Raw genomic sequence first — 24,748 nt, forward strand, 5'->3', positions numbered from 1 at the left:
AGGCCGGGCGCCGTTTGACACAATCAAGCCACGATATCGCCCCTGGCCTGCAGATCGGCATGGTAGGAAGAACGCACCATCGGCCCGGAAGCCACCTGGCCGAAGCCCAGCGCCAGCCCCAACTCGCGCAGCTCGGCGAATTCGGCCGGCGTGACGAAGCGCTGGACCGGCAGATGGTGACGCGTCGGCTGCAGGTACTGGCCCAGCGTTAGCATCTCGACGTCGTGCGCGCGCAGATCGCGCATCACCTGTTCCACTTCCTCCCGCGTCTCGCCCAGCCCCAGCATCAGCCCGGACTTGGTCGGCACGTCGGGAACCGCGTAGTGGAACTCTTGCAGCAGCTTGAGCGAGTGCAGGTAGTCGGCGCCGGGGCGCGCCTCGCGGTAGAGCCGGGGCACCGTCTCCAGGTTGTGGTTGAACACGTCGGGCGGCGTCGCCTCCAGGGCGTCCAGCGCGATGCCCAGGCGGCCGCGGAAGTCCGGCACCAGGGTCTCGATCTTGAGCGCGGGGTTGAGCCGGCGCGCCTCGCGGATGCAGGCGGCGAAGTGCGCGACGCCGCCGTCGCGCAGGTCGTCGCGGTCGACCGAGGTGATCACTACGTACTTGAGCCGCATCGCCGCGATGGTTTCGGCCAACCTTTGCGGTTCGGCGGCGTCGAGCGGGTTGGGGCGGCCGTGGCCCACGTCGCAGAACGGGCAGCGGCGGGTACAGATGTCCCCCATGATCATGAAGGTGGCGGTGCCGTGGCTGAAACATTCGCCGAGGTTGGGGCAGCTCGCTTCCTCGCACACGGTGTGCAGCTTCTGCTCGCGTAGCACCTTCTTCAGTTCGACCACCTCGCGCGAGCCGGGAAAGGCGGCACGAATCCACTCTGGCTTGCGCTGCATCTGGCCCGGTTCGGTCGCCACAACCTTGACCGGAATGCGCGCCATCTTTTCCGCGGCGGAGAGTTTGGTCCCCGCCGCCAGCGGGGCCTTGTTCGGAACGAGGGCGTTCACGGCTCAGCTCCGGTAGTAACGTTGCGGCACGAACGGCGTCTTCGCCACTTCCACCGCCACCGGCTTGCCACGCACCATGGCGAACAGGGGCGTGCCCAGCGCGGCGTGCGCGCTAGCCACGTAACCCATCGCCAGCGGGGCGCCCAGGGTCGGGCCGAAGCCGCCGCTGGTGACCTTGCCGATGGTGTGGCCGTCGGCGTCGACGAGCTCTGCGCCTTCGCGCACCGGCACCTTGTCCTTCACCAGCAGGCCGACGCGCTTGCGCTGGACGCCCTCGGCGATGTGCCGCGCCACCACGGCGGCGCCGGGATACCCGCCGGCGCGTTCGCCGCCGGGACGGCGCGCCTTCGAGATCGCCCACAGCAGGCTACCCTCGATCGGCGTGGTGCTCGTGTCGATGTCGTGGCCGTACAGGCACAGGCCCGCCTCCAACCGCAGCGAGTCGCGCGCGCCCAGGCCGATCGCCTGCACTTCCGGCTCGGCGAGCAGCAGGCGCGCCAGTGCTTCGGCGTGGTCGGCCGGCACCGAGATCTCGTAGCCGTCTTCGCCGGTGTAACCCGAACGGCTGACGTAGCATTCCACGCCGGCCAGTTCGACCCGGGTGCAGTGCATGAAGGTAAGCTCCGCCACCGCCGGCGCGTGGCGCGCCAGCACGGTGGCCGCGGCCGGGCCCTGCAGCGCCAGCAGGGCGCGGTCGGTCAATTCCACCACCTCGCAGCGGTGGCCGATCTTGCTCTTCAGGTGGGCGATGTCCTGCGCCTTGCAGGCGGCGTTGACCACGACGTAGAGCACACCGCCGCCGAAGTTGGCCACCATCAGGTCGTCGAGAATCCCGCCGTCGTCGTTCGTGAACAGGGCGTAGCGCTGCAGGCCGACCGGCAGGTCGATCACGTCGATCGGCACCAGCGTTTCCAGCGCGGCGGCGGCCTCGGCGCCGATCAGCTTGACCTGGCCCATGTGCGAGACGTCGAACAGCCCGGCGGCGGCACGGGTGTGCTGATGTTCCTTCAGGATGCCGAGCGGATACTGCACCGGCATCTCGTAGCCGGCGAACGGCACCATCTTGGCGCCCAGCTCGACGTGCAACGCGTAGAGCGGGGTGCGGGAAAGCGTTTCAGTGTGGCTCATGCTGAGCTCCTTGATTCTCAAACACGCGGCGACCTCGCCACCGCATGCGGATTTCTTCGTTGGGGCACCGGATGCCGCCTGCCTCGCCGGACGGCATGCTCAGCCAGCGGCGCACGGCGCCGACGTTGGCCGAAGCAGGGTCTCCGGACCCTCCGTTCCGTTACCGGCGGTACACCGGAAAGGCGGCGCACAACTGCGTCACCTGGGCGCGCACCGAGGCGATCACCTCCTCGTCGCCGAGGTGGTCGAGCACGTCGCAGATCAGCGTCGCGGTGCGCGCCGACTCGCGCTCGGTGAAGCCGCGCGTGGTGATCGCCGGCAAGCCGATGCGGATGCCGCTGGTGACGAACGGGCTTTGCGGGTCGTTCGGCACCGTGTTCTTGTTCACCGTGATGTGCGCCCGGCCCAGCGCCGCGTCGGCGTCCTTGCCGGTGATGCCCTTGTTGATCAGCGACAGCAGGAACAGGTGATCATCGGTGCCACCGGACACCACTTCGTAGCCGCGCTTCTGGAATACCGTGACCATGGCGCGGGCGTTGGCGATGACCCGTCGCTGATAGTCTGCGAATTCCGGCAGCAGCGCCTCTCTAAAAGCGACAGCTTTTGCCGCAATTACGTGCATCAGTGGACCGCCCTGGATGCCGGGGAACACCAGCGAGCTAAACTTCTTCTCCAGCTCCGGGTTGCTCTTGGCCAGGATCAGGCCGCCGCGCGGGCCGCGCAGGGTCTTGTGGGTGGTGGTGGTGACGACGTCGGCGAACGGCAGCGGGTTCGGGTACAGCCCGGCGGCGACCAGGCCCGCGACGTGCGCCATGTCGACGAACAGGTACGCTCCCACCGAGTCGGCGATCTCGCGGAAGCGAGCGAAGTCGAGCACCCGGGCGTAAGCGGAGAAGCCGGCCACGATCATCTTCGGACGGTGTTCTTCGGCCAACCTTTGCACTTCGTCGTAGTCGATCAGCCCGGTGTCCGGGTCCAGGCCGTACTGCACGGCGTTGTAGAGCTTGCCGGAGAAGTTGACCTTAGCGCCGTGGGTGAGGTGGCCGCCGTGCGCCAGGCTCATGCCGAGCACGGTGTCGTGCGGCTGCAGCAGCGCCATGTAGACGGCGGCATTGGCCTGGCTGCCGGAGTGCGGCTGCACGTTGGCGTAGTCGGCGCCGAACAGTTCCTTGGCGCGGTCGATGGCGAGCTGCTCGACCACGTCGACGTGTTCGCAGCCGCCGTAGTAGCGCTTGCCCGGGTAGCCTTCGGCGTACTTGTTGGTGAGCACCGAGCCCTGCGCCTGCATCACGCGCGGGCTGGTGTAGTTTTCAGAGGCGATGAGTTCGATATGGTCTTCCTGGCGCTGGCGTTCCGCCTCCAGCGAGGCCCACAGTTCGTCGTCGAAGCCTTCGATGTGCATGTCTTGGGTATACATCTGCATTCTCCTCTGGCGCGGTTGCCGCCGGAGCGGCAACCGTCGGCCGGGCAGGGTCAGTTCGGGTAGTCCGACAGCGGGGGGCAGGAGCACACCAGGTTGCGGTCACCATGGACGTTGTCGACACGGCTCACCGGCGGCCAATACTTGCCGGGCGCCGAGCGCGTCACGCCGTGCGGATACACCGCCTGCTCGCGCGAATAGGCGTGCTCCCATTCGCCCACCAGCTCGGCTGCCGTGTGCGGCGCGTGCTTGAGCGGGTTGTCGTTCGCATCCAGCGTGCCGGCCTCCACCGCGGCGATCTCACCACGAATCGCGATCATCGCGTCGATGAAGCGATCCAGCTCGGCCTTCGACTCCGACTCGGTCGGCTCGATCATCAGCGTGCCCGCCACCGGGAAGCTCATGGTGGGAGCGTGGAAGCCGAAATCGATCAGACGCTTGGCCACGTCGTCCACGCTGATACCGCTGGCGTCCTTCAGGGGGCGCAGATCGACGATGCACTCGTGCGCCACGCGTCCGTTCGGCCCGGTGTAGAGGATCGGGTAATGCGGCGCGAGGCGGCTGGCGATGTAGTTGGCGTTGAGGATCGCCAGCTCGGTGGCGCGCTGCAGCCCTGCCGCCCCCATCAGCGTGATGTAGGTCCAGGTGATCGGCAGGATGCTGGCGCTGCCGAACGGCGCCGCCGACACCGCGCCGCCGCCGGCGAGCCCGCCCTGGCGATGGCCGGGCAGGAACGGCGCCAGATGCGCCTTGACGCCGATCGGGCCGACACCCGGACCGCCGCCACCGTGCGGAATGCAGAAGGTCTTGTGCAGGTTGAGATGCGACACGTCGCCGCCGAAGCTGCCCGGCTGGGCGAGGCCCACCAGCGCGTTCATGTTGGCGCCGTCGATGTAGACCTGGCCGCCGTGCGCGTGCACCACGTCGCAGATCTCGCGCACACGCTCTTCGAACACGCCGTGGGTGGACGGGTAGGTAATCATGATCGCGGCGAGATCATGACTATGCTGCGCCGCCTTCGCCTTCAGATCATCGACGTCGACATTGCCGGCGTCGTCGCACTTGACCACCACCACCTGCATGCCGACCATCTGCGCCGAGGCCGGGTTGGTGCCGTGCGCCGAGGAGGGGATCAGGCACACGGTGCGCTGCCCCTCGCCACGGCTGGCGTGATAGGCGCGAATCGCCAACAAGCCCGCGTATTCGCCCTGCGAGCCGGCGTTCGGCTGCAGCGACACAGCGTCGTAGCCGGTCACCGCGCACAGCATCGCCTCCAGCTCCTGCGTCAGCGCACGATAGCCCTCGGCCTGCTCGGCCGGCGCGAACGGGTGCAGCCTGGCAAACTCGGGCCAGGTGATCGGCAGCATCTCGCTGGTGGCGTTGAGCTTCATGGTGCAACTGCCCAGCGGGATCATGGTGCGATCCAGCGCCAGGTCCTTGTCGGCCAGCGCGCGCAGGTAGCGCAGCATCTGCGTTTCCGAGTGGTGGCTATTGAACACCGGGTGGGTGAGGAAGGCGCTGCCGCGCTGGAGTTGCCCCGGCAGCACATCCGGCGTGGCCGCCTCCAGGGTGGCAAAATCCGGCACCGGCTTGCCCTGGGCAAAGATCGCCCACAGCGTCGTCACGTCCTCGGCCGTGGTGGTCTCGTCCAGCGCGATACCGAGGCGCTGCGCGTCGATGACACGCAGGTTGATCGAGTAGGAGCGGGCGCCGGCATGCAGCGCCGCGGTCTGCGCGCCGCTGTCGACGGTCAGCGTGTCGAAGCAGTACTCGGTCGGCACGCTGTAGCCGAGCTGGCGCAGGCCGGCGGCCAGGGTCACGGTCAGGCGGTGTATACGGTGCGCGATCGTGCTCAGCCCCTGCGGGCCATGGTAGGCCGCGTACAGTCCGGCGATGTTGGCCAGCAGCACCTGCGCGGTGCAGATGTTGCTGGTCGCCTTCTCGCGGCGGATATGCTGTTCGCGCGTCTGCATCGCCAGGCGCAGGGCAGGGCGGCCGTGCGCGTCGACCGACACCCCGACCAAGCGGCCGGGCATGCTGCGCTTGAAGGCGTCGCGGGTCGCCAGGTAGCCGGCGTGCGGACCACCAAAACCGAGCGGCACGCCAAAGCGCTGCGTGGTGCCGATCGCCACATCAGCGCCGAATTCACCCGGCGGGGTCAGCAGCGTCAGCGCCAGCAAGTCGGCGGCCACCACCGCCAGCGCGCCCTTGGCATGCGCCGCGTCGATCACGCCCTGGTAGTCGTGGATGTCGCCGAACGTGCCCGGGTACTGCAGCAGCACGCCAAAGCAGTCGACACCGGCCAGGTCGCGGCGCGGGTCGCCCACCACCACCTCGATGCCGATCGGCTCGGCGCGGGTGCGGATGATGTCGATCGTCTGCGGATGGCAGTCGGCCGCCACGAAAAACACCTGGCTCTTCGATTTGGCCAGGCGCTGGCAGAAGGTCATCGCCTCGGCCGCCGCCGTGCCTTCGTCCAGCATCGAGGCGTTGGCGATCTCCATGCCGGTGAGGTCGGCGATCATGGTCTGGAAATTGAGCAGCGCCTCCAGGCGGCCCTGCGAAATCTCCGGCTGGTACGGGGTGTAGGCGGTGTACCAGGCCGGGTTCTCCAGCACGTTGCGCTGGATCACCGGCGGGGTATGGGTGTCGTGGTAGCCCATGCCGATGAACGACTTGAACACCTTGTTGCGGCTGGCGATATCGGCCAGCTTTTGCAACGCCTCGGCCTCGGTGCAGCCCGCACCGAGGGCCAGCGGCTCGTGACGGCGGATCGCCGCCGGCACCACTTGCCGGATGAACTCGTCCAGCGAGCCGACCTTCAGTTCGGCCAACATCTCGGCCTGTTCGCCGGCATCCGGGCCGATGTGGCGGCGCACGAACAGCTCGCGCTGCGTGAGGGAATCAAACGTAGCCATGACCCATCCCCCTATGCGCCGATGTAGGCGTGGTAGCCGGCGGCATCCATCAGCCCGGCCAGTTGCTCCGGGTTGTCGATACGCATGCGGAAGAACCAGCCCGCGCTCTCCGCCGCCTCGTTCACCAGGCTCGGCTCGTCGGCCAGCGCGACGTTGACGGACACGACGGTGCCATCCACCGGAATCTTGATCTCGCCGGCGGCCTTGACCGATTCGATGGTGGCCGCTTCCTCGCCCTGGGCGAAACGGTCGCCCTCCCGGGGCAGCGCCACGTAAACCAGGTCGCCCAGCAAGTTCTGGGCGTAGTCGGTGACGCCAACGGTGGCGCAGCCATCCGCCTCCAGGCGCAGCCATTCGTGGGATTCGGTGTATTTGATGTCGCTCATTGCTCTCTCCTGACAGGGTTGCGTGAAGTAAAACGGGCCAACGCAAGCCTGGAGTACAACGGCGAAAGCAGGGGACGATCAGGGAGATCGGCATCCGGACTTTAGCGGGGCATTCCAGGCGGCGTGAGCCTGATGCCCCCTCTGTCCATTTGCCTGAGAGATTACGGACCCGGACGGGAACGCTTTTCCTTCGGCGAGGCCTCGTGGGCCTACTCTCCAGAGAGCTAGTCGATGCGGCAGTCCTTTTGCCTGAGAGTTTCTGGGGCGATTCCCCTTCGGCGCCGCCACATGGCGGTCTCTCCTGTCACATCCCGATAGCTTGATGCCCAATCTAGAGGAGGGGTTCTGCGACTGTCAACAGCAAAACACCCGCGCCGCTGGGGCCCAACACGCGGCACCCGTCGCGCACCGCCGCCGATAGCTGGCGCAAACCCAGACCAGACGGGCCTCTCGGCATCAAAGGCCCGGCCCGATACTTCGGTATTTGGCGAAGTACATATCTGAACATTGCTATTCAACACTCGCCCCGCAACAGCGGACAGGGAGACACGCGACCGTTCTCGAGGGGGGCGCAACTCCCTCGGGGGAGACTCACCGTCTGCTCAGATCAAGACCAGCGTGAAGGCGAGCCGGGCATGAGGTTTCAGCGGCCCATGCATCACGTCAGGTGTGGACAATCCCGAACACCGGGACGGCCTCGTCGCCGTTCGAAAAATTGACACACTCGGGGAACGGAAAACCGGTGGTGCAGTCTACTCATTCGTCTGTCGAGAGAGCACCCTCGACTCAACTGGAAGGAACTCGATGGCCAAACCACCACGTACCAACCCGGTAGCCAAATTCGCACAACGTCTGCAACGCTGTGCCACCTTTACAGACCGAAAGAAGCGAGCCAGGCAAGGCTATGCCAAGCATAAGAAACAGGCGGGAAGTTTTACTCTCCCGCCTTTTTTATTGACCTGGCATCTGGCGTCAGCCACGAGTCCAAAGTCCGATTCCACACGATTCCTGCCCGGCTTGTAATGCCTTGCCTTGCCAACATGGTCAAGGGGCGCTCCATCAAGCCAAGACTTCAGATGCCAGCTATCAGGCCAGGCTGTAGAGCGCCTGAAAACCAACGCGACAAATCACTGCTCTTCACGTGATGTCGCCGATACCGCCTTCTTCAAACTTTCGTACAAATCTGGAAATTGTGTCTTGAGAAGACCAATGACCTCCATGTCCTCACGGTTGATGATGGCAAGGTCAACTTGCTCGATATGCACCAGGCGGAACAGTTCCCGCACCGGGCGCGGCATGTTTCGGCCCGACTCGTAGCGCGACCCTCCAGATTGAGTGACGCCGATCAGGCTCCAGAATTGCACCTGGTTCAGCCCTCGCTTCAGACGAACTTCGCGAGGATGAGGTAGGGCTTTGTGCGATGTCATCAGTGGGCTCCTGTTTGTGGGTGCCGCAATGATAAATGGGGAGTGGGTAGCCTCACCTCAGGCAAATTGCAAATATTTGTTAACAAATATGCCATTTATTTAATAACACTCTCCGCAAACACCGTTCCTCGATCGTCCACGCGATACCAAACAAACCGGCCGCACCGACCCCGAGCAAGCTCGCTGGGTGTAACAACGCGGTCTCTACGACAGACCATCCTGGCAACAGGATGAATCAACAAGCGACAAGGCGACGTGTACGGCATGGCGGCGGCAAATAGGCACAGTCGCCAGGGAAAATACCGGGAGAACCGCTATCAGACGGCTCCGCCCGATACGGAGAGGGCACGGCTCCTGCCGGGCTTGGCGTGAGGGGCCGAACCCTTGGATGCTCCCCCTGAGGACGGGCCGTTCAATGAGCGGACTCAGTCGCTGGCACGGGTGGGATGAAATTCTCAACCCACTCCTGGAAGGCTTCGGCCGGCATCGGCTTGGCGATGAAGTAACCCTGAGCGTAGTCGCATCCCAGTCGGGACAGTTGCTCCCAGTGCTCCTGGGTTTCAATGCCTTCGGCCACGGTTTTGCGGCCCAGATCACGTACGAGATCGATGGTGGAGCGCACGATCATCGCCGAGTCTTTGCTGCGGGACATGTTCGCCACGAATGACTGGTCGATCTTGATATAGTCCACCGGCAACTTCTGCAGATAGTTCAATGAAGAATAGCCAGTGCCAAAATCGTCGATATAGAGCGGAATGCCCCCAGCGTGCAGGCTATGTAGAATACCAAGCGCCAATTCGGGATCTTCCATGACGGAACTCTCGGTGATTTCCACCTCCAGCCAGCCAGGGCCAATCCCACGGGCTGCCTGCCACAGGCGGATCTTGTCCAACAGACTCTCATCATGCAGACTGCGTGCCGACAGGTTGACGGCAATGGGAACGGCGCAGCCTCGGGCATGCCAGCTTTGCAACAAATCAAGCGTGGCACCAATGACCCACTCCGTCAGTGGGCGAATCAGGCCGGTATGCTCAGCCAAACCAATGAACATGGCGGGAGCCAGCAGGCCAAGCCGCGAATGGTTCCATCGCACCAGCGCTTCAGCGCCACTCACCCGGCCCGTGGCAAACTCGACCTTGGGCTGCAGGTATACGCGCAGTTCTCCTCCTTCGATAGCCCGCCGCAACTCGCCCATCATGACCAGACGGTCAGCCTGAGCATGGGCCTCTCCAGGATCGAACACCACGTGGCTCAGACCACGCTTCTTGGCCTGATTGACGGCCTTGTCCATGCGGCGCAGCAGATCGTGTGTCGTTGTGCCATGTTCTGGAAACAGGGCAATGCCGGTCTTCGCGCTGACGTCCAAAGCGATGTCCGCCACAGGAAAAGCGCGCGCCAACTCAAGTTCCACGGCTTCGACGGCGGTCAATGCCGCCTGGGCGTCACTGCCGGGCAGGAGCACCGCGAATTCGTCTCCACGTATCCGTGCCACGAGTGCTGTGGCAGGCACGCACCCCTGTAGACGAAAACCGAAATCACACAGGATCTGGTCGCCGTAGACAAAGCCCAATGCATCATTGATCTCGCTGAGCCGCTCAATATTGAGTTGTAGCGTGGCAAGCGGTTGCGCCTCTTGCATGCTGGTTCTGAGGGCGGCTGAAAGCGCCTCCTCGAACTGCAGCGCATTGGGCAGCCCGGTCAGCGGATCGTGCCGCATCAAGTGGTGCATGGCCGCCTGGGTGCGCTTTTGCTCGACATGGTTCCTCAAAGTGGCAATGCCAAACGCCAGATCTTCGCTCGACTCGGTGAGCAGCGCGATTTCGTCAGCACCAAAGGAGTCTGCCTCGGCATCGTAGATGGTCAAGGCGCCGATCACCCTGTTTCCCACGCGCAGAGGGCAGGCCAGTCCTGCCGTCGTGCCGTTTAATAGATCGCCCGGCCACCGGCTATGTGGATCGCTCCCCATATCGCGCACCAATTGCACCTTACCTGTGCGCATCGCCATAGGAGACACGCTCTGGCCACGTTCATCGCCAGCTCCGCCGAGACGCAATTGCGCCAGTGCCTCGAGGCCACCGGGGTAACCCGCTTCGGCCATCGGCCGCAACCGCGTGTGGTCCGCCTTGTCGCCATACCAGACCACCGCCATGTCATAGCGACCATCGACGACAATGGCGTGGCACATGGCATCGAGCAAGGCCCGCTCCTCATCGGCCCGCAGCATGGCGCGATTGCCCGCGCTGAGCGTCCGGAGGGCTCGCGTGACATGCTCAAGCTCGTGCACCCGTTGCTCCAACTCGACATTCAGCGTCCGGATTCTTTCTTCGGCCAACTTGCGCTCCGTGATGTCCGTTCCTAGCACGTAATAGCCGACAATCTGGCCGCCTGCATCGTACTTGGGCAGGTAGCGAATGGTCTGCCACACCCCGGGAAAAGGCTGCCAGTCGTAGCCCTGTGCCTCACCCTGGAGAACCTTGCCGATGAGGGGCTCGGCGATGGCATAGCGCGCTTCCCCGAGAATCGCTTTAACTTCGCATCCGGTGATATCAGTCATACCGGGAGCAAAGCGCTCCCGGTATTGGTCGTTGACATAGACATACCGCTGCTGTGCATCCACATAGGCGACCAGGGCAGGTACCGAGCTGATGACATTGCGCAAATGGTCCTGGCTGTCATGCCACTGAGCGGTACGTTCCCGCACATGCGACTCCAGCAGGGCATTTTGCTCACGGATGATCTGCTCGGCATGGCGCTCGGCCGAGACGTCCCGGAACACCAGAACAACGCCATGCAATGCCCCCTCCGCATTCCGGATGGGTGCCGCACTGTCGGCAATCGGACACTCGCTGCCATCTCGTGCGATCAGCGAGGTGTGCTTGGCCAGCGCCTGGGTTTTTCCCGTTGCCAGTACCGCGGCAACCGGATCCGCGGCTGGCTCACGGGTCTCTTCGTTGATGATGCGAAACACATCCTCCACCGGTCTGCCCACGGCGAGCGAGGCCGGCCAACCGGTTAGCTGCTCGGCCACCAGGTTCATCCGGCTAATGCGACCATCGATATCCGTGGCCAGGACGGCATCGCCGATCGAATCCAGCGTCGTCCTCAGGCTCTCCTCGCTGTCAGCCAGGGCACGCTGGCTCGTTGCCGTCGCATGCCATTGCCGACGTATCAACACATAGGTGGAAGCAAGCAGGAAAACGAGCAACGCCCCAACCAACGAGCTGGCCACCACCAGCGTTTGGCGCGCATGCGCATAAGCGGACTCTCGCTGCCTCAGCAATTGCCGCTCTTCCCGATCCATGTCGTCAAGCAGGCGGTAGGTGAGCACCCGGGTTTGCCGTAACGGCGCTTTGGCGACGAAGGCGTCGGCGGCCGCCTTTCCTTGCGTCTTGAGCAGGAGCTCAACCTGCCTCGCAATGGCCAGCCGTTGATTGAGCACTTTCCGCAAGGCTACCCAGCGCTGCCTCTGACGCGGGTTGTCGGTGGTCAACCCCCGAATTTGCCCGAGCGCGTTTTCTCGGGCTGCGATCGCGTCGTCACGTTCGGCAAGATTCGCGACATCGCCATAGAGACGGAACGACTGCGTGGTTAATTCGATCTGCAGCGAATAACCCCGAGTGAGGGCAAGCTGCTTGAGCAACTCATGGGTGTGGGTGACCCATTGAACCGAGCGGGTGGCATCATCGGCGACCTTCCAAATAGTCAGAGACAGTGCGATCACGACCAATACGGCAGTGGAGAGTGCCGCGAGCAGCTTGGATTCAAAGCTGGACCGCAGAGATAGCGTCACGGAGCACCTCCTTTCTATGTGGAGTTTCCAACGCTGCTTGCGCCAGATGCCAATCCAATTCCAATTGGCGCGCCATTACAGTCCAGTATGGTCGCCCACACGACGTGCACCCAAACGATTTGTCATGAATGATTCACTCGCCATGAGGGGATTCAATAAAAACGTGGCACCACAATACTTTATTTCTGACCTGCCCAGACAGAAAACGGCGATGAGTTCAGCTCATGCTATCAGCAAGCAAAAACCGCCGGCCTTGCCTTAACGCGTCGGCATACGGAACGTGTTGTTCATTAGAACAACTTGGGTGAAAAGAAGGCAATAGAGAAGGAGGGTTATGCACCTGGCACAGGCTCGGCCAGATCCGGCCCGTCATGGCGCGGATTACCGACGCGGGTCGATACCGGCCACATGCGCAAGCGCTCGCTGGGGCAGGGCGTGAGGAGGGTGCGCAGAAAGGGGGCGGGCGCTTCGGGGTTCAGCCAGTCGCGGTAATGCTCGGGCGGCAGGATGCAGGCGAGGCGGTCATGGATGGGCTAGACCAGGTCATTGGCCGGCCCGACGATGATGGTGCAGCTCTCGAGCGTTTCGCCGGTTGCTGGGTCGGCCCAGCGCTCCCACAGCCCGGCAAACCCCAGCCCGTCGCCCTCGGTGTCGGTAATGAACCAGTGCTGCTTCTGTTTGCCGCCGACGTCCTGCCATTCGTACAGGCCGCTGGCCGGGATGATGCAGCGCCGATGCTTGAAAGCGGCTCGGAACGCCGGCTTCTCCGCCACGGTCTCGGCCCGGGCGTTGATGGTGCTGTACCCGATCTTGCGATCCTTGGCCCAGAAGGGAATCAGCCCCCAGTGCGCCTCGGCCACCTCAAAGCCGCCATCCGCCGCCAGCCGGACAATCGGGATGTTCTGTGTGGGGGCGATGTTGTAACGGGGAGGGAAGTCAAAGTCCAGCCCGAGCTGTTGCCCGAGACGGCGAAACGGGGTGTAGATAGCGAAGCGGCCGCACATGATTCAGCCTAGTACGAGACTGGAATTCGGTCGAATATTAGATGGCGCCATCTAATATCCATCTAAAACCCACCAAAGCAAACGGGCCTTGCATCGCTGCAAGGCCCGTGGATAGATATTGGTGCCGGAGAGAGGAGTCGAACCCCCGACCTTCTGATTACAAGACCCTACTTTGTTTCTAACTATTTGATTTTATTGTTCCTGCTGCGTTTGCCGAAACGCTGAAAGTGCTTACAAGTGCAGTTGGGTGCGGATGAGTAGCGGTACAATGCGACACAATTGTGGCACAGAGTTTATGGACGATGATCTGCTCCCCTTAGGCCTTACCAATCAAAAGTAGAGAGAAGTCCGTCACTGAAGGAGAATGACGGACATGAAGAAGAGCAGATTCACCGAAGAACAGATCATTGGCTTTCTCAAGCAGGCCGAACTGGGCATGGCTATCAAGGAGGTCTGCCGGCAGGGCGGCTTCTCCGAGGCCACCTTCTACAAGTGGCGAAGCCGATACGGCGGCAAGAATGTCGCCGAACTCCAGCGCGCCCGAGATCTGGAGGCCGAGAACGCCCGTCTCAAGAAGTTGCTGGCCGAGGCCCATCTCGACATCGAAGCCCTCAAGGTCGCTTCCGGGGTAAAGCGTTAGCCCCGCAGGCCAAGCGGCAGGCCATTAGCGTGATGTTGAGCAGTGGATTGGCGCTATCAGAGCGCCGCGCCTGCCGGCTTGTGGGGCTCTCCCGAGATGCCTGGCGGCATCCGCCGCAGGCGGATGCGCTGACGTGTCAGCTGATGGCACGCATCGTCGAGATCGCGCAGACACGCCGCCGTTTTGGCTACCGGCGGGTGCATGATCTGCTGCGTCACAAATTCCCAGCCATCAATCACAAGCGGGTTTACCGCTTGTACCGCGAGCAGGGCCTGGCCGTCAGGCGACGCAACCGTCGGCGCAAGCTCACTGGCGTGCGTACGCCACTGCAGGCGGCCACGCAGTTGAATGAGGTGTGGAGCATGGATTTTGTCAGTGACCAGTTGGCCTGTGGCCGACGCTTGAAATGCCTGACGGTAGCCGATGACTTCAGCCACGAGGCGGTGCAGGTTGCGGTAGATTTCTCGATGTCTGGCCAATACGTCACGCGCATGCTGGATCAGGTGGCGCAATTCCGCGGCTATCCGTTGGCAGTCAGGACGGATAATGGGCCAGAGTTCGCCAGTCGTGTGTTTATGGGGTGGGCGCGAACGCATGGCATCCGGCACATTCTGATTCAGCCGGGTCGGCCGATGCAAAATGGGGAAGTGTCAGGAATTCTGTGTGCTGAGGTCGGTTAAACAAATCTCAGCCTAGGGCGTCGGTGAAGCGCTCACCAAACAGAATGGCAAGCTGGTTGGCCACCTGTTTCCAGGTGATCGGCGGCATCTTCCAGTCGTTCTCGATATTGCGCAAGGCCAGGTAGAGCAGCTTGCTGGCAGCTTCGTCGCTCGGGAAATGGCCCCGGTTTTTGACAATCTTACGCAGTTGCATGTGCATGCTCTCGATCGCGTTGGTGGTGTAAATAATCTTGCGCACTTCCGGCGGGTAGGCGAAGAAGGGAATGACCTGTTCCCATTGCCGGCGCCACATGGCCGGTACAGTCGGGAATTTCCGGCCCCAATCGCCTTCTGCAAACGCATCCAGGGCCGCTACTGCTGCATCGGCTGTGGCGGCCTGGTAGATCGGCTTGAGCGCGGCAGCCAGGCCTTTGGGGTCCTTCCAGCTCGCCAGATTGAGCGAGTTGCGGATCAGATGGACGATGCAGGTCTGGATTTGCGCTTGTGGGAAGACGGCCTCGATCGCTTCCGGAAATCCGCGCAGGCCGTCGACCACCGCGATCAGGATGTCGTCCAAGCTACGGTTCTTCAGTTCGTTGAAGACTTTGAGCCAGAACTTGGCGCCCTCAGTTTGTTCGATCCAGAGCCCGAGCACTTCCTTGCGGCCATCGGCGCGAATGCCGAGCGCCAGGTAGACGGCCTTATTCTTGACGGTGCCTTCGTCACGGATATTCAGGCGCAGCGCGTCGAAATAGACGATGGCGTACATCGCTTCGAGCGGCCGCTGCTGCCATTGCTCGACTTCGGCCAGCACTTCGTCGGTGATGGTAGAGATTAGGTCGGGCGACACTTGCAGCCCATACAGCTCCTGCAGATGGCCCTGGATCTCACGCACCGTCATTCCGCGCGCGTACATGCTGATCACGTGGTCGTCGAAGCCGGGCAGGCGGCGCTGATACTTGGCGACCAATTGCGGCTCGAAGGTGGCTTGGCGGTCACGCGGAATATCCAGTTCCAACTCACCACTGGGGGTGATGACGGTCTTCGAGCTGGAACCATTCCGATGGTTGCCGACCTTGCCTTGCTTGGCCTCGGTGGCCAGATGGTGGTTCAGCTCGGCGGCAAGCATCCGCTCGGCCAGCTGCTTCTTGAGTAGGCCGGCCAAGCCCGATTCACCGAGGATCGACTCGGCGTCTTTGCCTTCAGTCTGTGCTAGCAGCTGGTCGATCAGCTCGTCAGGAATGAGCTTGGGAGCTTTGGGTTTCTTGGTCTTCTTGGCGGTCATTGCAAGGGTCATGGAGGGTCCCTTTCAGAATCATCTCATGACCTCATGCACACAGAAAATCTGACAGGCTCCAAAATGGTTACGTTGAAAGCTTCAACGCCAGATTTCGCGATGAGTGCCTGAATGAACATGTCTTCGATACGTTGGCAGAAGCACGGCAGATCATTGCGGCTTGGCGGGACGACTACAACCAGGTGCGCCCCCACGGCTCGATTGGCCGGATACCGCCAGCAGTGTTTGCGGCACGCTACCGCCAGCAGCAGGCCACCGAACTATCAAGCAGTACCACTACCATGCAAACCTAGGACTTCTCTCCTTGTCGCTGGTATGGCTGGTGGGGGCAGATCAGTCGTGCCAGATCAGGTTGCAGTCTGCAGGTAAACTGGCATCGATCGCTCACTTATCCCAATGCAGGGAACGATAGTCAAAATCGGCCGGCCGTTCGGGTTTGATAATCTGAAAGTACGGTGAGATGTCGAAGTCGCGCGGGGTATAAAGGCTGTAGTTTCGAATATGCAGAATGTCTTCGTAGTACGAAGCCCGTCCCGGATGGTCGACTGGTACGTGGCGCACTTCCGGCAGGATAGGGTAGCGAATACTTTCAAACAATTGCGCAATTAAGGTTGAGCAAATTGCTTTCGTAGGGTCTCCGGCACCTAGCGCGATCATCCTGCGCCGCCACCGGGTCGGGACAGGAGGAGCGGGCAACAAGTAGCGTGCTAAATCGAAAACGTTCTTGAGGTCGTAGCTTTGTCCCACTCGCGCCAACGCGCTTGCGATCATGCGCTCAAGATCGCCCCCATGAGCTTCTCCGGCCGGCAGACACGCGTGTGTAAATGGGCGTAGGCAGAAAGCGGCACTAGCCGGACACCTATCTGTACATCCACCTCGATCAGCATCGGTGTATCGGTACCGGTAACCTGGCTTGCGCAGGTACCGACATAGAACGCCGCGTGCGACCAAGTGGACTGGGTCAGGTATTTGATAGCCATGCTCAATCGAGAGTGTCCCTCCACCAGCAAAACATCCCCTGGCTGAAGTATCGCCACCAATTTCTCGGGTGGAATCGTGGCGACAGGCGCGTATGACTTCAGGGGTTTGCTGAGATAGCGTGCAAGTGCACGTCCAATTGTGCGGAGTATGTAGTCAATCATCGGCAATCCTGGCCAATCCATGTCTCAGCCCTCAATATCTTTGTGCATAAAGCGCAGGAAGATGCACATCTGGCCTTATTGTGATTGTTAGTACGCTATGCGCGATGATTGAAGAACGTATCCAAATCGATCGCGCAATTAACATCAAGTCACGCCAGGCCTGTAGCAGTAAAAGGTATGCCAGCTATGTGCGTTAGCAGACAGACGGAGAAGGATACGCCTCATAACCTAAAACTATTGGAGCCATCATGTGTGCAATATCTGCACCTTGGCGATGTATGGTTGAAATCAGCATGGTCACGGCGAAGAGAGATGTGTGTCCGGCAATCCCTGTCAGTCCAACACTCACAACTTCATACATGAAGTAACAATAGTGGATCATTGCCTGGATTGAACGAAATTGCGATTTGATAAGACGAAAGCTGCACCCTACTAATCCCCATGCATCTGAATATAATGTTTCAGAAAGAGGTAATACCATGAAAACGATGCAGAGATTCGCAATCAGCGCAGTTGCCATAGCAATGCTGATCAGTCTGGGGGGATGTGCCGGCATGTCGCGGCAGGGTCAGAACACTGCCATCGGCGCCGGTGTTGGTGCCGTCGGAGGTGCCGTTCTTACGGGTGGCAGCACGGGCGGAACCATCGGCGGTGCGGCAGTTGGCGGTATCATTGGCCACGAAATCACCCAATGATGATCGACGTGCAATGCGTCAGACCTACTAGGCCTGTGAGCGGTGGGGGCTCAGCGCTGTGATCTCACAACGAAAGTGACTGTCACTGTTGCCGAAAGAAATCAGCTAGCCCAAACTAGTGTGCTTCCCTTACGTCCCCCATGTGATTGGCTTGTTTCCCTTGAGGGAAGTTTGCATAAACTCAAGAAAAGGTTGGGCATGCTGGGCGAATGATACCGGCTGTACTACTTGGGCTTCTTTGTCATCGGCATTACTATCGGTATCTTTTTGAGGCGGCGCTGTATTGGCGCTGTTGTTACCCAGCCTGATGGTACGCTGCAACTTTTCAATAGCAGCCGGCATCTGCTCAACCGTCAATATCCCTTTTGCTTGTGAAATATCCTTGCCCAGAAGGGTCAAAATGTTTTCTGCATCGCTTTGGAACATCATGATATTTCCGGCAGCTGTAGAATGGAAAGTAATCAGCATGATATTCTTTCTTCATGATGGAAAGCCAAATTGGGTGGAACTCACCCTTACATCTGGACTGGAAAATCCTTCGGCCTCCTGGGGTGGCTGCAGATATCAAGCATCTCCGGTGAGGGGCGCGCGATCACCTTCTATTTATTTGAAACGAGCCGCCACTTTCTCTATTGCTTTACTCATTTCGTCCCAGACTTTTTCCACCCCGTCCTTCATATCCTCCCAAGTGTTTTCGCCGCGCTCACCCATCTCCTCGAGCATATTGTATGCCGCTGCCCGCTTGCTTTTCAGGCTTTCCAGCTCATTCTCGTAGTTGATCCGAGCATCTGCTGTTGCCTTTTTGGCTTTCGCACTCAACACAGCAAGCTTCGCATCCCATTCCTTGAGTTGCGCCTCCAGCTTTTTCCGATAAGCCTCTTTTGTCGCCATGACGACTCCTTTGCGATTTCTTCCACTACGGTTTATATAACAGCTCCTCAGAGTGACCCGTTGCCATGAAAAAATGGACCATTATTGAAACTCTCAAGGATGCACCACCTGCTTGAATATGCGAAAGATGGTCTCTGGTCAACACGGTGGTCAGAGCAAGGAGCTGTTTTTACAGTTTACATATTTAACTTGGATATTTTGGTGCCCTCCAGCGTGAGATTCGCCATCAATCCGTTGTTGGTCAGGGCGAAGCCAATGACCGGTTGTTGCACCGTATTGAGGTCGATATCGCCGTTGGCCCCCATTTTCAGCAGCGCGACAGAGGCATCAGCCCCCACTGTCCACCCCGACCCGGAGAGAAACTTGTTGAGTGCATCTTGGGTCATGAATAGGAAAATGATGGCTTTGGATTGTGCGCCAATCTGCCAGCCGAACGAGGCGCTCGCCGTCTGGTAGTAGCCTGCTGTCTTGCCGCCGACTCGCAGAGCCCCCTTGCCATACTCCCCGCCCACCATCAGGCCCGCCGCAATCACCGAAGGGAAAATCAGCACCCCATGGGCTTTTGCCACCAGGGCTCGTGAGCTGGGAGCGTTGCTGTATAAGCGCGTTAGCGTCGAATCGTAACCGGCATCGATCTCACGCATTTCACCAGCGGCATTCGTTGATCCGGTGGATTTTGCGCCGCCCATCATATGGCCGTCGGTGGTCGTGCAGCCGCTAGCCAGCAGTGATAGCGCGGCTACTAACCCAATACCTAACTTTCTTGCTTGCATATTGTCCTCCTGTTTGTAACAGGGTAAGAGCAGCGAGGGTATTCCAAACGCTGGGGGATTGAAGCGCACCACGCCCTGGCAGAGCGGGAATGGCTCGATTTGTTATAGCAACCTGGCACTGCTATTGATATCGACGCTGAAAGCGTAGGGTATCCAGGCTAAGTGCATCTGTTATCGATTTGCTCGGTGTCTACGACTGGGTGTCTGTTGAAAGGCAATCAGAGCAATGCACTATATCCTGCCCAATAACCACAGGATGAGCAGGATCACCAATATCAACCCAAGACCACCGCTGGGACCGTAACCCCATCCTCGGCTGTGGGGCCAAGTGGGAATAGCGCCGATCAGCAGTAGAACCACGATGATCAGCAGAATGGTTCCTAATGTCATTCCATGTCTCCTAACTGTGAGTCGTAGCAGCGCAGCGTCCGAGAAAATTCTCGCAGCGCATCAATGCCGCTTTCCTCGGCACGCCGGCACCAGTCTTCCAACTGTTTCACCAGTTGCTCCTTCGACGTGGTGGACCGGCTCCACAGGGCAGTAAGATCCTGCCGCATCGCGTAAATGGTGCTCAACACGGTGCTGGAATGCAGGGCCTGTTCAAGGGCGGTGCGTTCCTGCTCCGGCAATGTCCTTACCCCTCTTTGCAGCCAGAGGCTGACCAGTACCTTGGAGTCTTTCCATTCGGGGGGCGTACTGGTCCGCAAGCTGTGAATTTCTTCTACGGCGGTTCGGTGCAGGGATTTGGCGAACTTGGCCAGTACGTCGTAACGGTGAGTGATGACCGCCTGCAGGGTGTCCACGTCGCAGCAGGTCTTGGATGTGTTGTAGCGGACTTGGGACGCAACCTTGCATACCTTCGCCAGGTGAAGCCTCTCCAGGATGCGGATGTACATCCAGCCGATGTCGAATTCCCACCACTTGCTGGACAGCCTGGCGGAGGAGGCATAGGCGTGGTGGTTGTTGTGCAGTTCTTCGCCACCGATCAGGATGCCCCACGGTACGACATTCCTTGAGGCATCGTTCGGTGCGAAATTGCGGTAGCCCCAATTGTGGCCAATACCATTGACGACGCCCGCTGCGAAGAACGGAATCCAAATCATCTGTACTGCCCACATGCTGAGTCCGATCGGACCAAACAGGATGATATCGATCCCCAGCATGAGGCCAATACCGAGCTGGGTGTGCCTCGCGTACAGGTTGCGTTCGATCCAGTCGTCGGGGGTGCCATGGCCGTATTTCTCCAGTGTTGCAGGGATACTGGACTCCAGGCGATAGAGTTCGGCGCCCTCGAATAGCACTTTCCGGATGCCATAAATCTGCGGGCTGTGGGGGTCTTCCGAGGTTTCGCAGTGGGCGTGGTGCTTGCGGTGGATGGCGGCCCATTCCTTGGTGACCATCCCAGTCGTCAGCCACAGCCAGAAACGGAAGAAGTGGCTGGCAATGGGGTGCAACGTGAGCGTGCGGTGTGCTTGGTGCCGGTGGAGAAAGATCGTTACCGACGCAATGGTGACGTGGGTCATGCCCAGCGTCACCAGCGCACAACCCCACCACGGTAGATCGAGCAAGCTAAGTCGCATCACAAGCTCCTTTGCAAGACTACATGGCGATCATCGACCAATTTCCCTGTTCAATATGACTCAAGCAATCGCAATCGTCTGTACGCTATCGCACCCTGAGCCCGGTTCCTGTTCGTCATAGACAAGGGTTTGCCCGCGCCCCCAAGGATTGTGGCGGTAGAGTGAGCTTCCTGGTCCCGGCGGAGTCAAGGGAGTACCGGCGTGGCCGATCGTGGACAAGCTTGGCCCTATGTGCGTCATCGTACTGACTGCGCTTGATCATTCGCCTAGTCTTGCGTTGGCATCCAGAGTTTCCATGAAACTAGTCCAGATGGTTGCCACATGGTTCCCTCTAATCCTGTCGTTGCGCGAGATGCTCAAGTGGTGCGAGGCCAACTGCGATGAAGGATGCTCGATTGGCCATTTCACCGTCGAGTTCCAAACGGAAGGAGTTTGATATGAACTGGGATATCGTTGAAGGTAACTGGAAACAATTCAAGGGCATGGTGAAAGCAGAGTGGGGCAATCTCCCCGACGATTACCTCGACATGATTGCCGGCAAGCGAGTCGTGTTGGTGGACAAGCTCCAGGATGCCTATGGAATTACAAAAAACGAAGCCGAGCAGCTGATCAAGCGCTTTGAAAAACACAACAATGATTACCATCCGAAACGCTACTCCTAATCGGGCACACGCTGTGTACAGCGTTGTGCGGCGAACAGCATCAGGGTCGCCGAGTCAGGTTCTTTTTTGAAAGGGTTTCATGTCATGACGCGCTATAGACCCTTGATCCCGCCATCGCTGCCGATTGGGGGTGGTGCGATAGCCTCCAATTTTGTCTCACTTGTGGTTGATCACCGGCGCAGTCAAGAAAAAGGGCGGCCGAGGGCGGAACTGGATAACTGGGAGGGAGAAGGAGGGCGCGTAGCAGCATCCCACGCTGTAGTGCCTTGATTGCAGATGCCTGCCTTTTGTTGCGTTCACTATGCATCATAACAACCTAAAATGTGATTATTAAGCGCGTTGGCAATTAGTGCGTAACCCGAGAGGCCCCTGGATGCATCACTCCCTCGACAGAGCTCATTTCATTCAGTACCTCACTGGGTTCATCATGGCTTGGCAAGATTAAGGTAACGGCGCTTGCCATGAGTGTGAAGGTGGCGGTTTCACACCAAGACCGCCAAGAAAGACGGTGAATTCATTAGGGCCCAAGGATGTTCACCCATGCCATCGGGTACGCATCTTCAGCTGCCGAGACGTGATACGGATAATCCTCCGGCTTGCCGTGGTTGTCTTATCGGCAGGATTCCCTGCATACCGGGGGGCACAAACCTGAGGGCATCGGGTGCGTGTCACCGAGTTCGTTGCTGCCTTCAGCGGGTTGCTCTCACCGTTGTGCGTCTCCTGAGCCATCCGTGCCAACGACCTCTCCTTATAACGGTACCAATGATGACCATCACCATGATGGCCGTTTATCCTGTTGGAGAACCGAAAATGCGCTATCTCCTTCTTGCGTTGTCTTTGCTGCTTTACCCGGCAACCTCAACCTACTCCCAGATCAGTATCGGTATTGGCATCGCCCTTCCGGGCATCAGCATTGGCATCAACCTACCCGCGTATCCATCTCTCGTCAGGGTGCCAGGCTATCCTGTCTACTACGCTCCTCAAGCGGATGTGAACATCTTCTTTTACGACGGCTTGTACTGGGTGTATGAGGAAGATCGCTGGTATGCGAGCAGTTGGTACAACGGACCGTGGGATGAGGTGGAACCCGAGTATGTGCCGCTGTTTGTGCTACGGGTTCCGGTGCGCTACTACCGACGGCCTCCGGTGTATTTCCGCTATTGGCGGGCCGACCGGCCACCCCGTTGGGGTGAACACTGGGGGCCCGATTGGGAAAGGCGTCATGGCGGATGGGACCGATGGGACAACCGCTCCGCTCCGCCTCCCGCACCGTTGCCGATCTACCAGCAGCAGTATTCGGGGGATCGCTACCCTCGCTCAGTAGAGCAGCAGCATACGATTCGTTCCCAGAATTACCGCTATCAGCCGCGTGAGCCCATAACGCAGCAGCATTTCCAGCAGCGGAATCAGCAACAGCAAGAGCAGCAACGGCAGAATCAGCAACGGCAACAGCAAGAGCAGCAACGACAACAACAACAGCAGAATCAGCAACGGCAACTGCAAGACCAGCAACGGCAACTGCAACAGCAACAGCAGAATCAGGAACGGCAACAGCAAGAGCAGCAACGACAACAACAACAGCAGAATCAGCAACGGCAGCAGCAAGACCAGCAACGGCAGCGGCCACAGCAGGACAACCCGGACAGGTCGCGCGCCGGACAGCGTCAACAGGCGCCTGACGTGCAGCAGTCACCAACTCAACAACGGTCAAAAGAGCAACTCAAGAAACGCCCCCCTGATATGCAACTTCCCGAAACGGAGCCGCAAGACAGGGGAAGGGGAAACAAGAGCGAATAGTAAAGTGATGATTGCAGGGGTTTAGAACAGGGTGGGGCGATTCAATCTATTGAGAAGGTTCCGGCCGCCCTATTTGAGGTCCAGCTGTAGAGGTGACAGACATGCTTATGACGATTGCGGTCATCCTGGTCGTCTTGTGGTTACTGGGTTTGGTTTCCTCGTACACTCTTGGCGGGTTCATTCATATCCTGCTGGTTGTTGCGATTGTGGTGATACTGTTCCAGCTGATCGCAGGCCGCCGTTAGACAGGCGCTCGACATGGTTCTCGCCTTGGATTGGCAATCTGGTAGGTGGCGGGTTTGCAAGCAAAGAAGCGCAGATTGGGCGCAGGTATGAACTGGACGTATAGACGGGTTTGCTCTGTGAAGAGCGCGCCAATGCCTGTTTGGCTTGTTAAATTCCGCTATTAATTGGCTTGGCAATTGGTAAGGAGTGAACTTGGACCTCTACCGCAGGTACTTCGTGATCGTTGTAGCGGCCCTCGTTGCCCTCGCCCTGTACTGGATGCTCGTGCCCTTTTGGGGGGCGCTTGCTTGGGGTATCTGTCTCGCTTTCTTGTTGGCACCAGTGCATGGGTGGCTGATGCGCGTGCTGAAGGGGCGCGCCGGTCTGTCAGCGGGGATTATCACGGTGCTGGTGCCGGTTGTGCTTGCGGGTCCGGTGTTTAGCCTTGGCGTGGCATTCGCGAATCAGTTCGCGGATCTGGTCACGCATCTGCAAAAACAGCCGCTGCGTATCGATGCCAATCTGCTCACGCAATTGGAACGGTACCCCCTCGTCGGCAGTCTTGCCGAGTGGCTACGTCAGAAGCTCACTGCCACGAACGAGCAACTGCAGGGCTGGCTGGTCAGCAGCGCACAGATGCTGCTGCAGTCGCTGGCGTCGACGGGGGGTAGCTTCGTGCTCAGCGCTTTGGGCACGATCGTCCACTTCTTCATGATGCTATTCCTGCTGTTCTTCCTGCTGCGCGACGGCCGTCAGCTGCTTAACCGTGCCGTGCGCCTGGTGCCGATGCAACCTCAGCGTAGGAGCAAGTTGCTCAAGCTGGTTGGTAACACGACACGCGCAGTGGTCTACGGCACCGGTCTGACCGCTATCGCTCAAGGGGCATTGGTAGGTATCGGCTTCGCTATCGCGGGGTTGCCCTCCGCCGTGGTGTTTGGCGTGCTGGCGGCTATTCTGGCGCTGTTGCCGATCGGCGGCACGGCTCTCGTGTGGGTGCCAGCGGTTGGTACTTTGGTCGCCACTTCGCAATGGGGTTGGGCGATCTTCATGTTGATCTGGGGAGCCGGCGTGACGGTCTCCGACAACCTGCTGCGACCGTTGCTGATTTCGAGCCAGGAGCCAGTGTCGATACTGGTCGTATTCGTCGGCGTCATCGGTGGTCTTTCGGCCTTTGGCATGATCGGTGTGATCATCGGACCGGTGTTGCTGACGGTCATTGCCGCGTTACTGCGTTTCGTCGAGGAGCTGCTGTCCAGCCAGGCCTGATACCGATGGTTCCACGGGGTAAGGCCCGAAGAAGTACCTTTGTGGAGGAA

22 protein-coding genes, 3 pseudogenes and 1 riboswitch are annotated in these 24,748 nt (G+C 60.0%); of the genes and pseudogenes, 9 read left to right on the forward strand and 16 right to left on the reverse strand.

All coding sequences use genetic code 11. From position 1 onward, the window contains the following. Window positions 1–23: 23 nt before the first annotated feature. From lipA to gcvH, 5 genes are all read right to left on the reverse strand, one after another. On the reverse strand, window positions 24–998 hold the full coding sequence (gene lipA, locus FURADRAFT_RS03020; protein WP_008952630.1) for a lipoyl synthase: 975 nt from the start codon (window positions 996–998) through the stop codon (window positions 24–26). A gap of 3 nt (window positions 999–1,001) precedes the next feature. Then, window positions 1,002–2,126, reverse strand: coding sequence for a glycine cleavage system aminomethyltransferase GcvT (gene gcvT / locus FURADRAFT_RS03025; protein WP_008952631.1), 1,125 nt, complete (start codon window positions 2,124–2,126; stop codon window positions 1,002–1,004). 160 nt (window positions 2,127–2,286) lie between these two features. Continuing rightward, window positions 2,287–3,543 carry a serine hydroxymethyltransferase gene (gene glyA / locus FURADRAFT_RS03030; RefSeq protein ID WP_008952632.1) on the reverse strand — a complete coding sequence of 419 codons (1,257 nt, stop codon included), beginning with the start codon at window positions 3,541–3,543 and terminating at the stop codon, window positions 2,287–2,289. Between the two features lie 56 nt (window positions 3,544–3,599). After that, window positions 3,600–6,464 carry an aminomethyl-transferring glycine dehydrogenase gene (gene gcvP / locus FURADRAFT_RS03035; protein WP_008952633.1) on the reverse strand — a complete coding sequence of 955 codons (2,865 nt, stop codon included), beginning with the start codon at window positions 6,462–6,464 and terminating at the stop codon, window positions 3,600–3,602. 11 nt (window positions 6,465–6,475) lie between these two features. Then, entirely contained in the window at window positions 6,476–6,850 is a 375-nt protein-coding gene (gene gcvH, locus FURADRAFT_RS03040) for a glycine cleavage system protein GcvH (RefSeq protein ID WP_008952634.1), read from the reverse strand. Window positions 6,851–7,077: 227 nt separating this feature from the next. Next, a riboswitch (glycine riboswitch) is annotated at window positions 7,078–7,164 on the reverse strand. A gap of 490 nt (window positions 7,165–7,654) precedes the next feature. On the opposite strand from gcvH, the gene FURADRAFT_RS21410 reads away from it, so the two are divergent. Then, on the forward strand, window positions 7,655–7,873 hold the full coding sequence (locus tag FURADRAFT_RS21410) for a DUF7230 family protein (protein ID WP_040652313.1): 219 nt from the start codon (window positions 7,655–7,657) through the stop codon (window positions 7,871–7,873). Window positions 7,874–7,977: 104 nt separating this feature from the next. Here FURADRAFT_RS21410 and FURADRAFT_RS03050 read toward each other — a convergent pair whose 3' ends face one another. Beyond that, complete coding sequence (locus FURADRAFT_RS03050) at window positions 7,978–8,277, reverse strand: helix-turn-helix domain-containing protein (protein ID WP_008952635.1); 300 nt, start codon at window positions 8,275–8,277, stop codon at window positions 7,978–7,980. Between the two features lie 412 nt (window positions 8,278–8,689). Beyond that, window positions 8,690–12,067: an EAL domain-containing protein gene (locus FURADRAFT_RS03055; RefSeq protein ID WP_008952636.1), complete on the reverse strand. Its 3,378-nt coding sequence runs from the start codon at window positions 12,065–12,067 to the stop codon at window positions 8,690–8,692. 124 nt (window positions 12,068–12,191) lie between these two features. Here FURADRAFT_RS03055 and FURADRAFT_RS20675 point away from each other — a divergent pair, with 124 nt between their 5' ends. After that, window positions 12,192–12,329, forward strand: coding sequence for a hypothetical protein (locus FURADRAFT_RS20675; protein ID WP_160165304.1), 138 nt, complete (start codon window positions 12,192–12,194; stop codon window positions 12,327–12,329). A 70-nt stretch (window positions 12,330–12,399) separates the two neighbouring features. Here the strand turns inward: FURADRAFT_RS20675 and FURADRAFT_RS03060 are convergent. Beyond that, window positions 12,400–13,071 (reverse strand): annotated as a pseudogene (locus tag FURADRAFT_RS03060) (SOS response-associated peptidase). A 373-nt stretch (window positions 13,072–13,444) separates the two neighbouring features. On the opposite strand from FURADRAFT_RS03060, the pseudogene FURADRAFT_RS20945 reads away from it, so the two are divergent. Continuing rightward, window positions 13,445–14,361 (forward strand): annotated as a pseudogene (locus FURADRAFT_RS20945) (IS3 family transposase); the annotation flags it as partial. Window positions 14,362–14,398: 37 nt separating this feature from the next. Here FURADRAFT_RS20945 and FURADRAFT_RS03075 read toward each other — a convergent pair. Continuing rightward, window positions 14,399–15,655 carry an IS256 family transposase gene (locus FURADRAFT_RS03075; protein WP_150104998.1) on the reverse strand — a complete coding sequence of 419 codons (1,257 nt, stop codon included), beginning with the start codon at window positions 15,653–15,655 and terminating at the stop codon, window positions 14,399–14,401. A 65-nt stretch (window positions 15,656–15,720) separates the two neighbouring features. Between FURADRAFT_RS03075 and FURADRAFT_RS20000 the strand changes: the two are divergent. After that, window positions 15,721–15,960 (forward strand): annotated as a pseudogene (locus FURADRAFT_RS20000) (integrase core domain-containing protein); the annotation flags it as partial. 91 nt (window positions 15,961–16,051) lie between these two features. On the opposite strand, the gene FURADRAFT_RS20780 reads toward FURADRAFT_RS20000, so the two are convergent. Beyond that, window positions 16,052–16,438 (reverse strand): hypothetical protein, encoded by a 387-nt coding sequence (locus tag FURADRAFT_RS20780; protein ID WP_201441915.1) that lies wholly within the window; start codon window positions 16,436–16,438, stop codon window positions 16,052–16,054. After that, window positions 16,435–16,809 (reverse strand): YiiX/YebB-like N1pC/P60 family cysteine hydrolase, encoded by a 375-nt coding sequence (locus FURADRAFT_RS20785; RefSeq protein ID WP_008952642.1) that lies wholly within the window; start codon window positions 16,807–16,809, stop codon window positions 16,435–16,437. Before FURADRAFT_RS20785 ends, FURADRAFT_RS20780 begins: the two co-directional genes overlap by 4 nt. 479 nt (window positions 16,810–17,288) lie before the next feature. Between FURADRAFT_RS20785 and FURADRAFT_RS03085 the strand changes: the two genes are divergently transcribed. Continuing rightward, the gene (locus FURADRAFT_RS03085) at window positions 17,289–17,504 is read left to right on the forward strand and encodes a glycine zipper 2TM domain-containing protein (protein WP_040652316.1); all 216 of its coding nucleotides are present in this window, start codon (window positions 17,289–17,291) and stop codon (window positions 17,502–17,504) included. 129 nt (window positions 17,505–17,633) lie between these two features. Here the strand turns inward: FURADRAFT_RS03085 and FURADRAFT_RS03090 are convergent, their stop codons facing one another. The 5 genes from FURADRAFT_RS03090 to FURADRAFT_RS03105 all read right to left on the reverse strand — a co-directional run bounded on the left by FURADRAFT_RS03090 (window position 17,634) and on the right by FURADRAFT_RS03105 (window position 20,748). After that, the gene (locus FURADRAFT_RS03090; protein WP_040652319.1) at window positions 17,634–17,972 is read right to left on the reverse strand and encodes a DUF1840 domain-containing protein; all 339 of its coding nucleotides are present in this window, start codon (window positions 17,970–17,972) and stop codon (window positions 17,634–17,636) included. Between the two features lie 135 nt (window positions 17,973–18,107). Beyond that, window positions 18,108–18,395 (reverse strand): sll1863 family stress response protein, encoded by a 288-nt coding sequence (locus tag FURADRAFT_RS03095; protein WP_008952643.1) that lies wholly within the window; start codon window positions 18,393–18,395, stop codon window positions 18,108–18,110. Between the two features lie 176 nt (window positions 18,396–18,571). Beyond that, entirely contained in the window at window positions 18,572–19,168 is a 597-nt protein-coding gene (locus FURADRAFT_RS03100; protein ID WP_008952644.1) for a BPSL1445 family SYLF domain-containing lipoprotein, read from the reverse strand. 231 nt (window positions 19,169–19,399) lie between these two features. Next, window positions 19,400–19,558, reverse strand: coding sequence for a DUF3309 family protein (locus FURADRAFT_RS20005; RefSeq protein WP_008952645.1), 159 nt, complete (start codon window positions 19,556–19,558; stop codon window positions 19,400–19,402). Further along, window positions 19,555–20,748, reverse strand: coding sequence for a DesA family fatty acid desaturase (locus FURADRAFT_RS03105; protein WP_008952646.1), 1,194 nt, complete (start codon window positions 20,746–20,748; stop codon window positions 19,555–19,557). The genes FURADRAFT_RS20005 and FURADRAFT_RS03105 overlap by 4 nt, the downstream gene beginning before the upstream one ends. A 437-nt stretch (window positions 20,749–21,185) precedes the next feature. Between FURADRAFT_RS03105 and FURADRAFT_RS03110 the strand changes: the two genes are divergently transcribed. From FURADRAFT_RS03110 to FURADRAFT_RS03120, 4 genes are all read left to right on the forward strand, one after another. Next, a complete protein-coding gene (locus FURADRAFT_RS03110) occupies window positions 21,186–21,410 on the forward strand; it encodes a CsbD family protein (RefSeq protein WP_008952648.1) in 225 nt (74 codons plus the stop codon). A gap of 762 nt (window positions 21,411–22,172) precedes the next feature. Then, window positions 22,173–23,207, forward strand: coding sequence for a hypothetical protein (locus tag FURADRAFT_RS20010; RefSeq protein ID WP_201441916.1), 1,035 nt, complete (start codon window positions 22,173–22,175; stop codon window positions 23,205–23,207). A 101-nt stretch (window positions 23,208–23,308) separates the two neighbouring features. Continuing rightward, window positions 23,309–23,452: a lmo0937 family membrane protein gene (locus FURADRAFT_RS20395; protein WP_008952650.1), complete on the forward strand. Its 144-nt coding sequence runs from the start codon at window positions 23,309–23,311 to the stop codon at window positions 23,450–23,452. Between the two features lie 187 nt (window positions 23,453–23,639). Continuing rightward, a complete protein-coding gene (locus FURADRAFT_RS03120) occupies window positions 23,640–24,698 on the forward strand; it encodes an AI-2E family transporter (protein ID WP_408003234.1) in 1,059 nt (352 codons plus the stop codon). The last annotated feature ends 50 nt before the right edge of the window (window positions 24,699–24,748 follow it).

The organism is Pseudogulbenkiania ferrooxidans 2002 (assembly GCF_000174355.1).
Classification (GTDB): domain Bacteria; phylum Pseudomonadota; class Gammaproteobacteria; order Burkholderiales; family Chromobacteriaceae; genus Pseudogulbenkiania; species Pseudogulbenkiania ferrooxidans.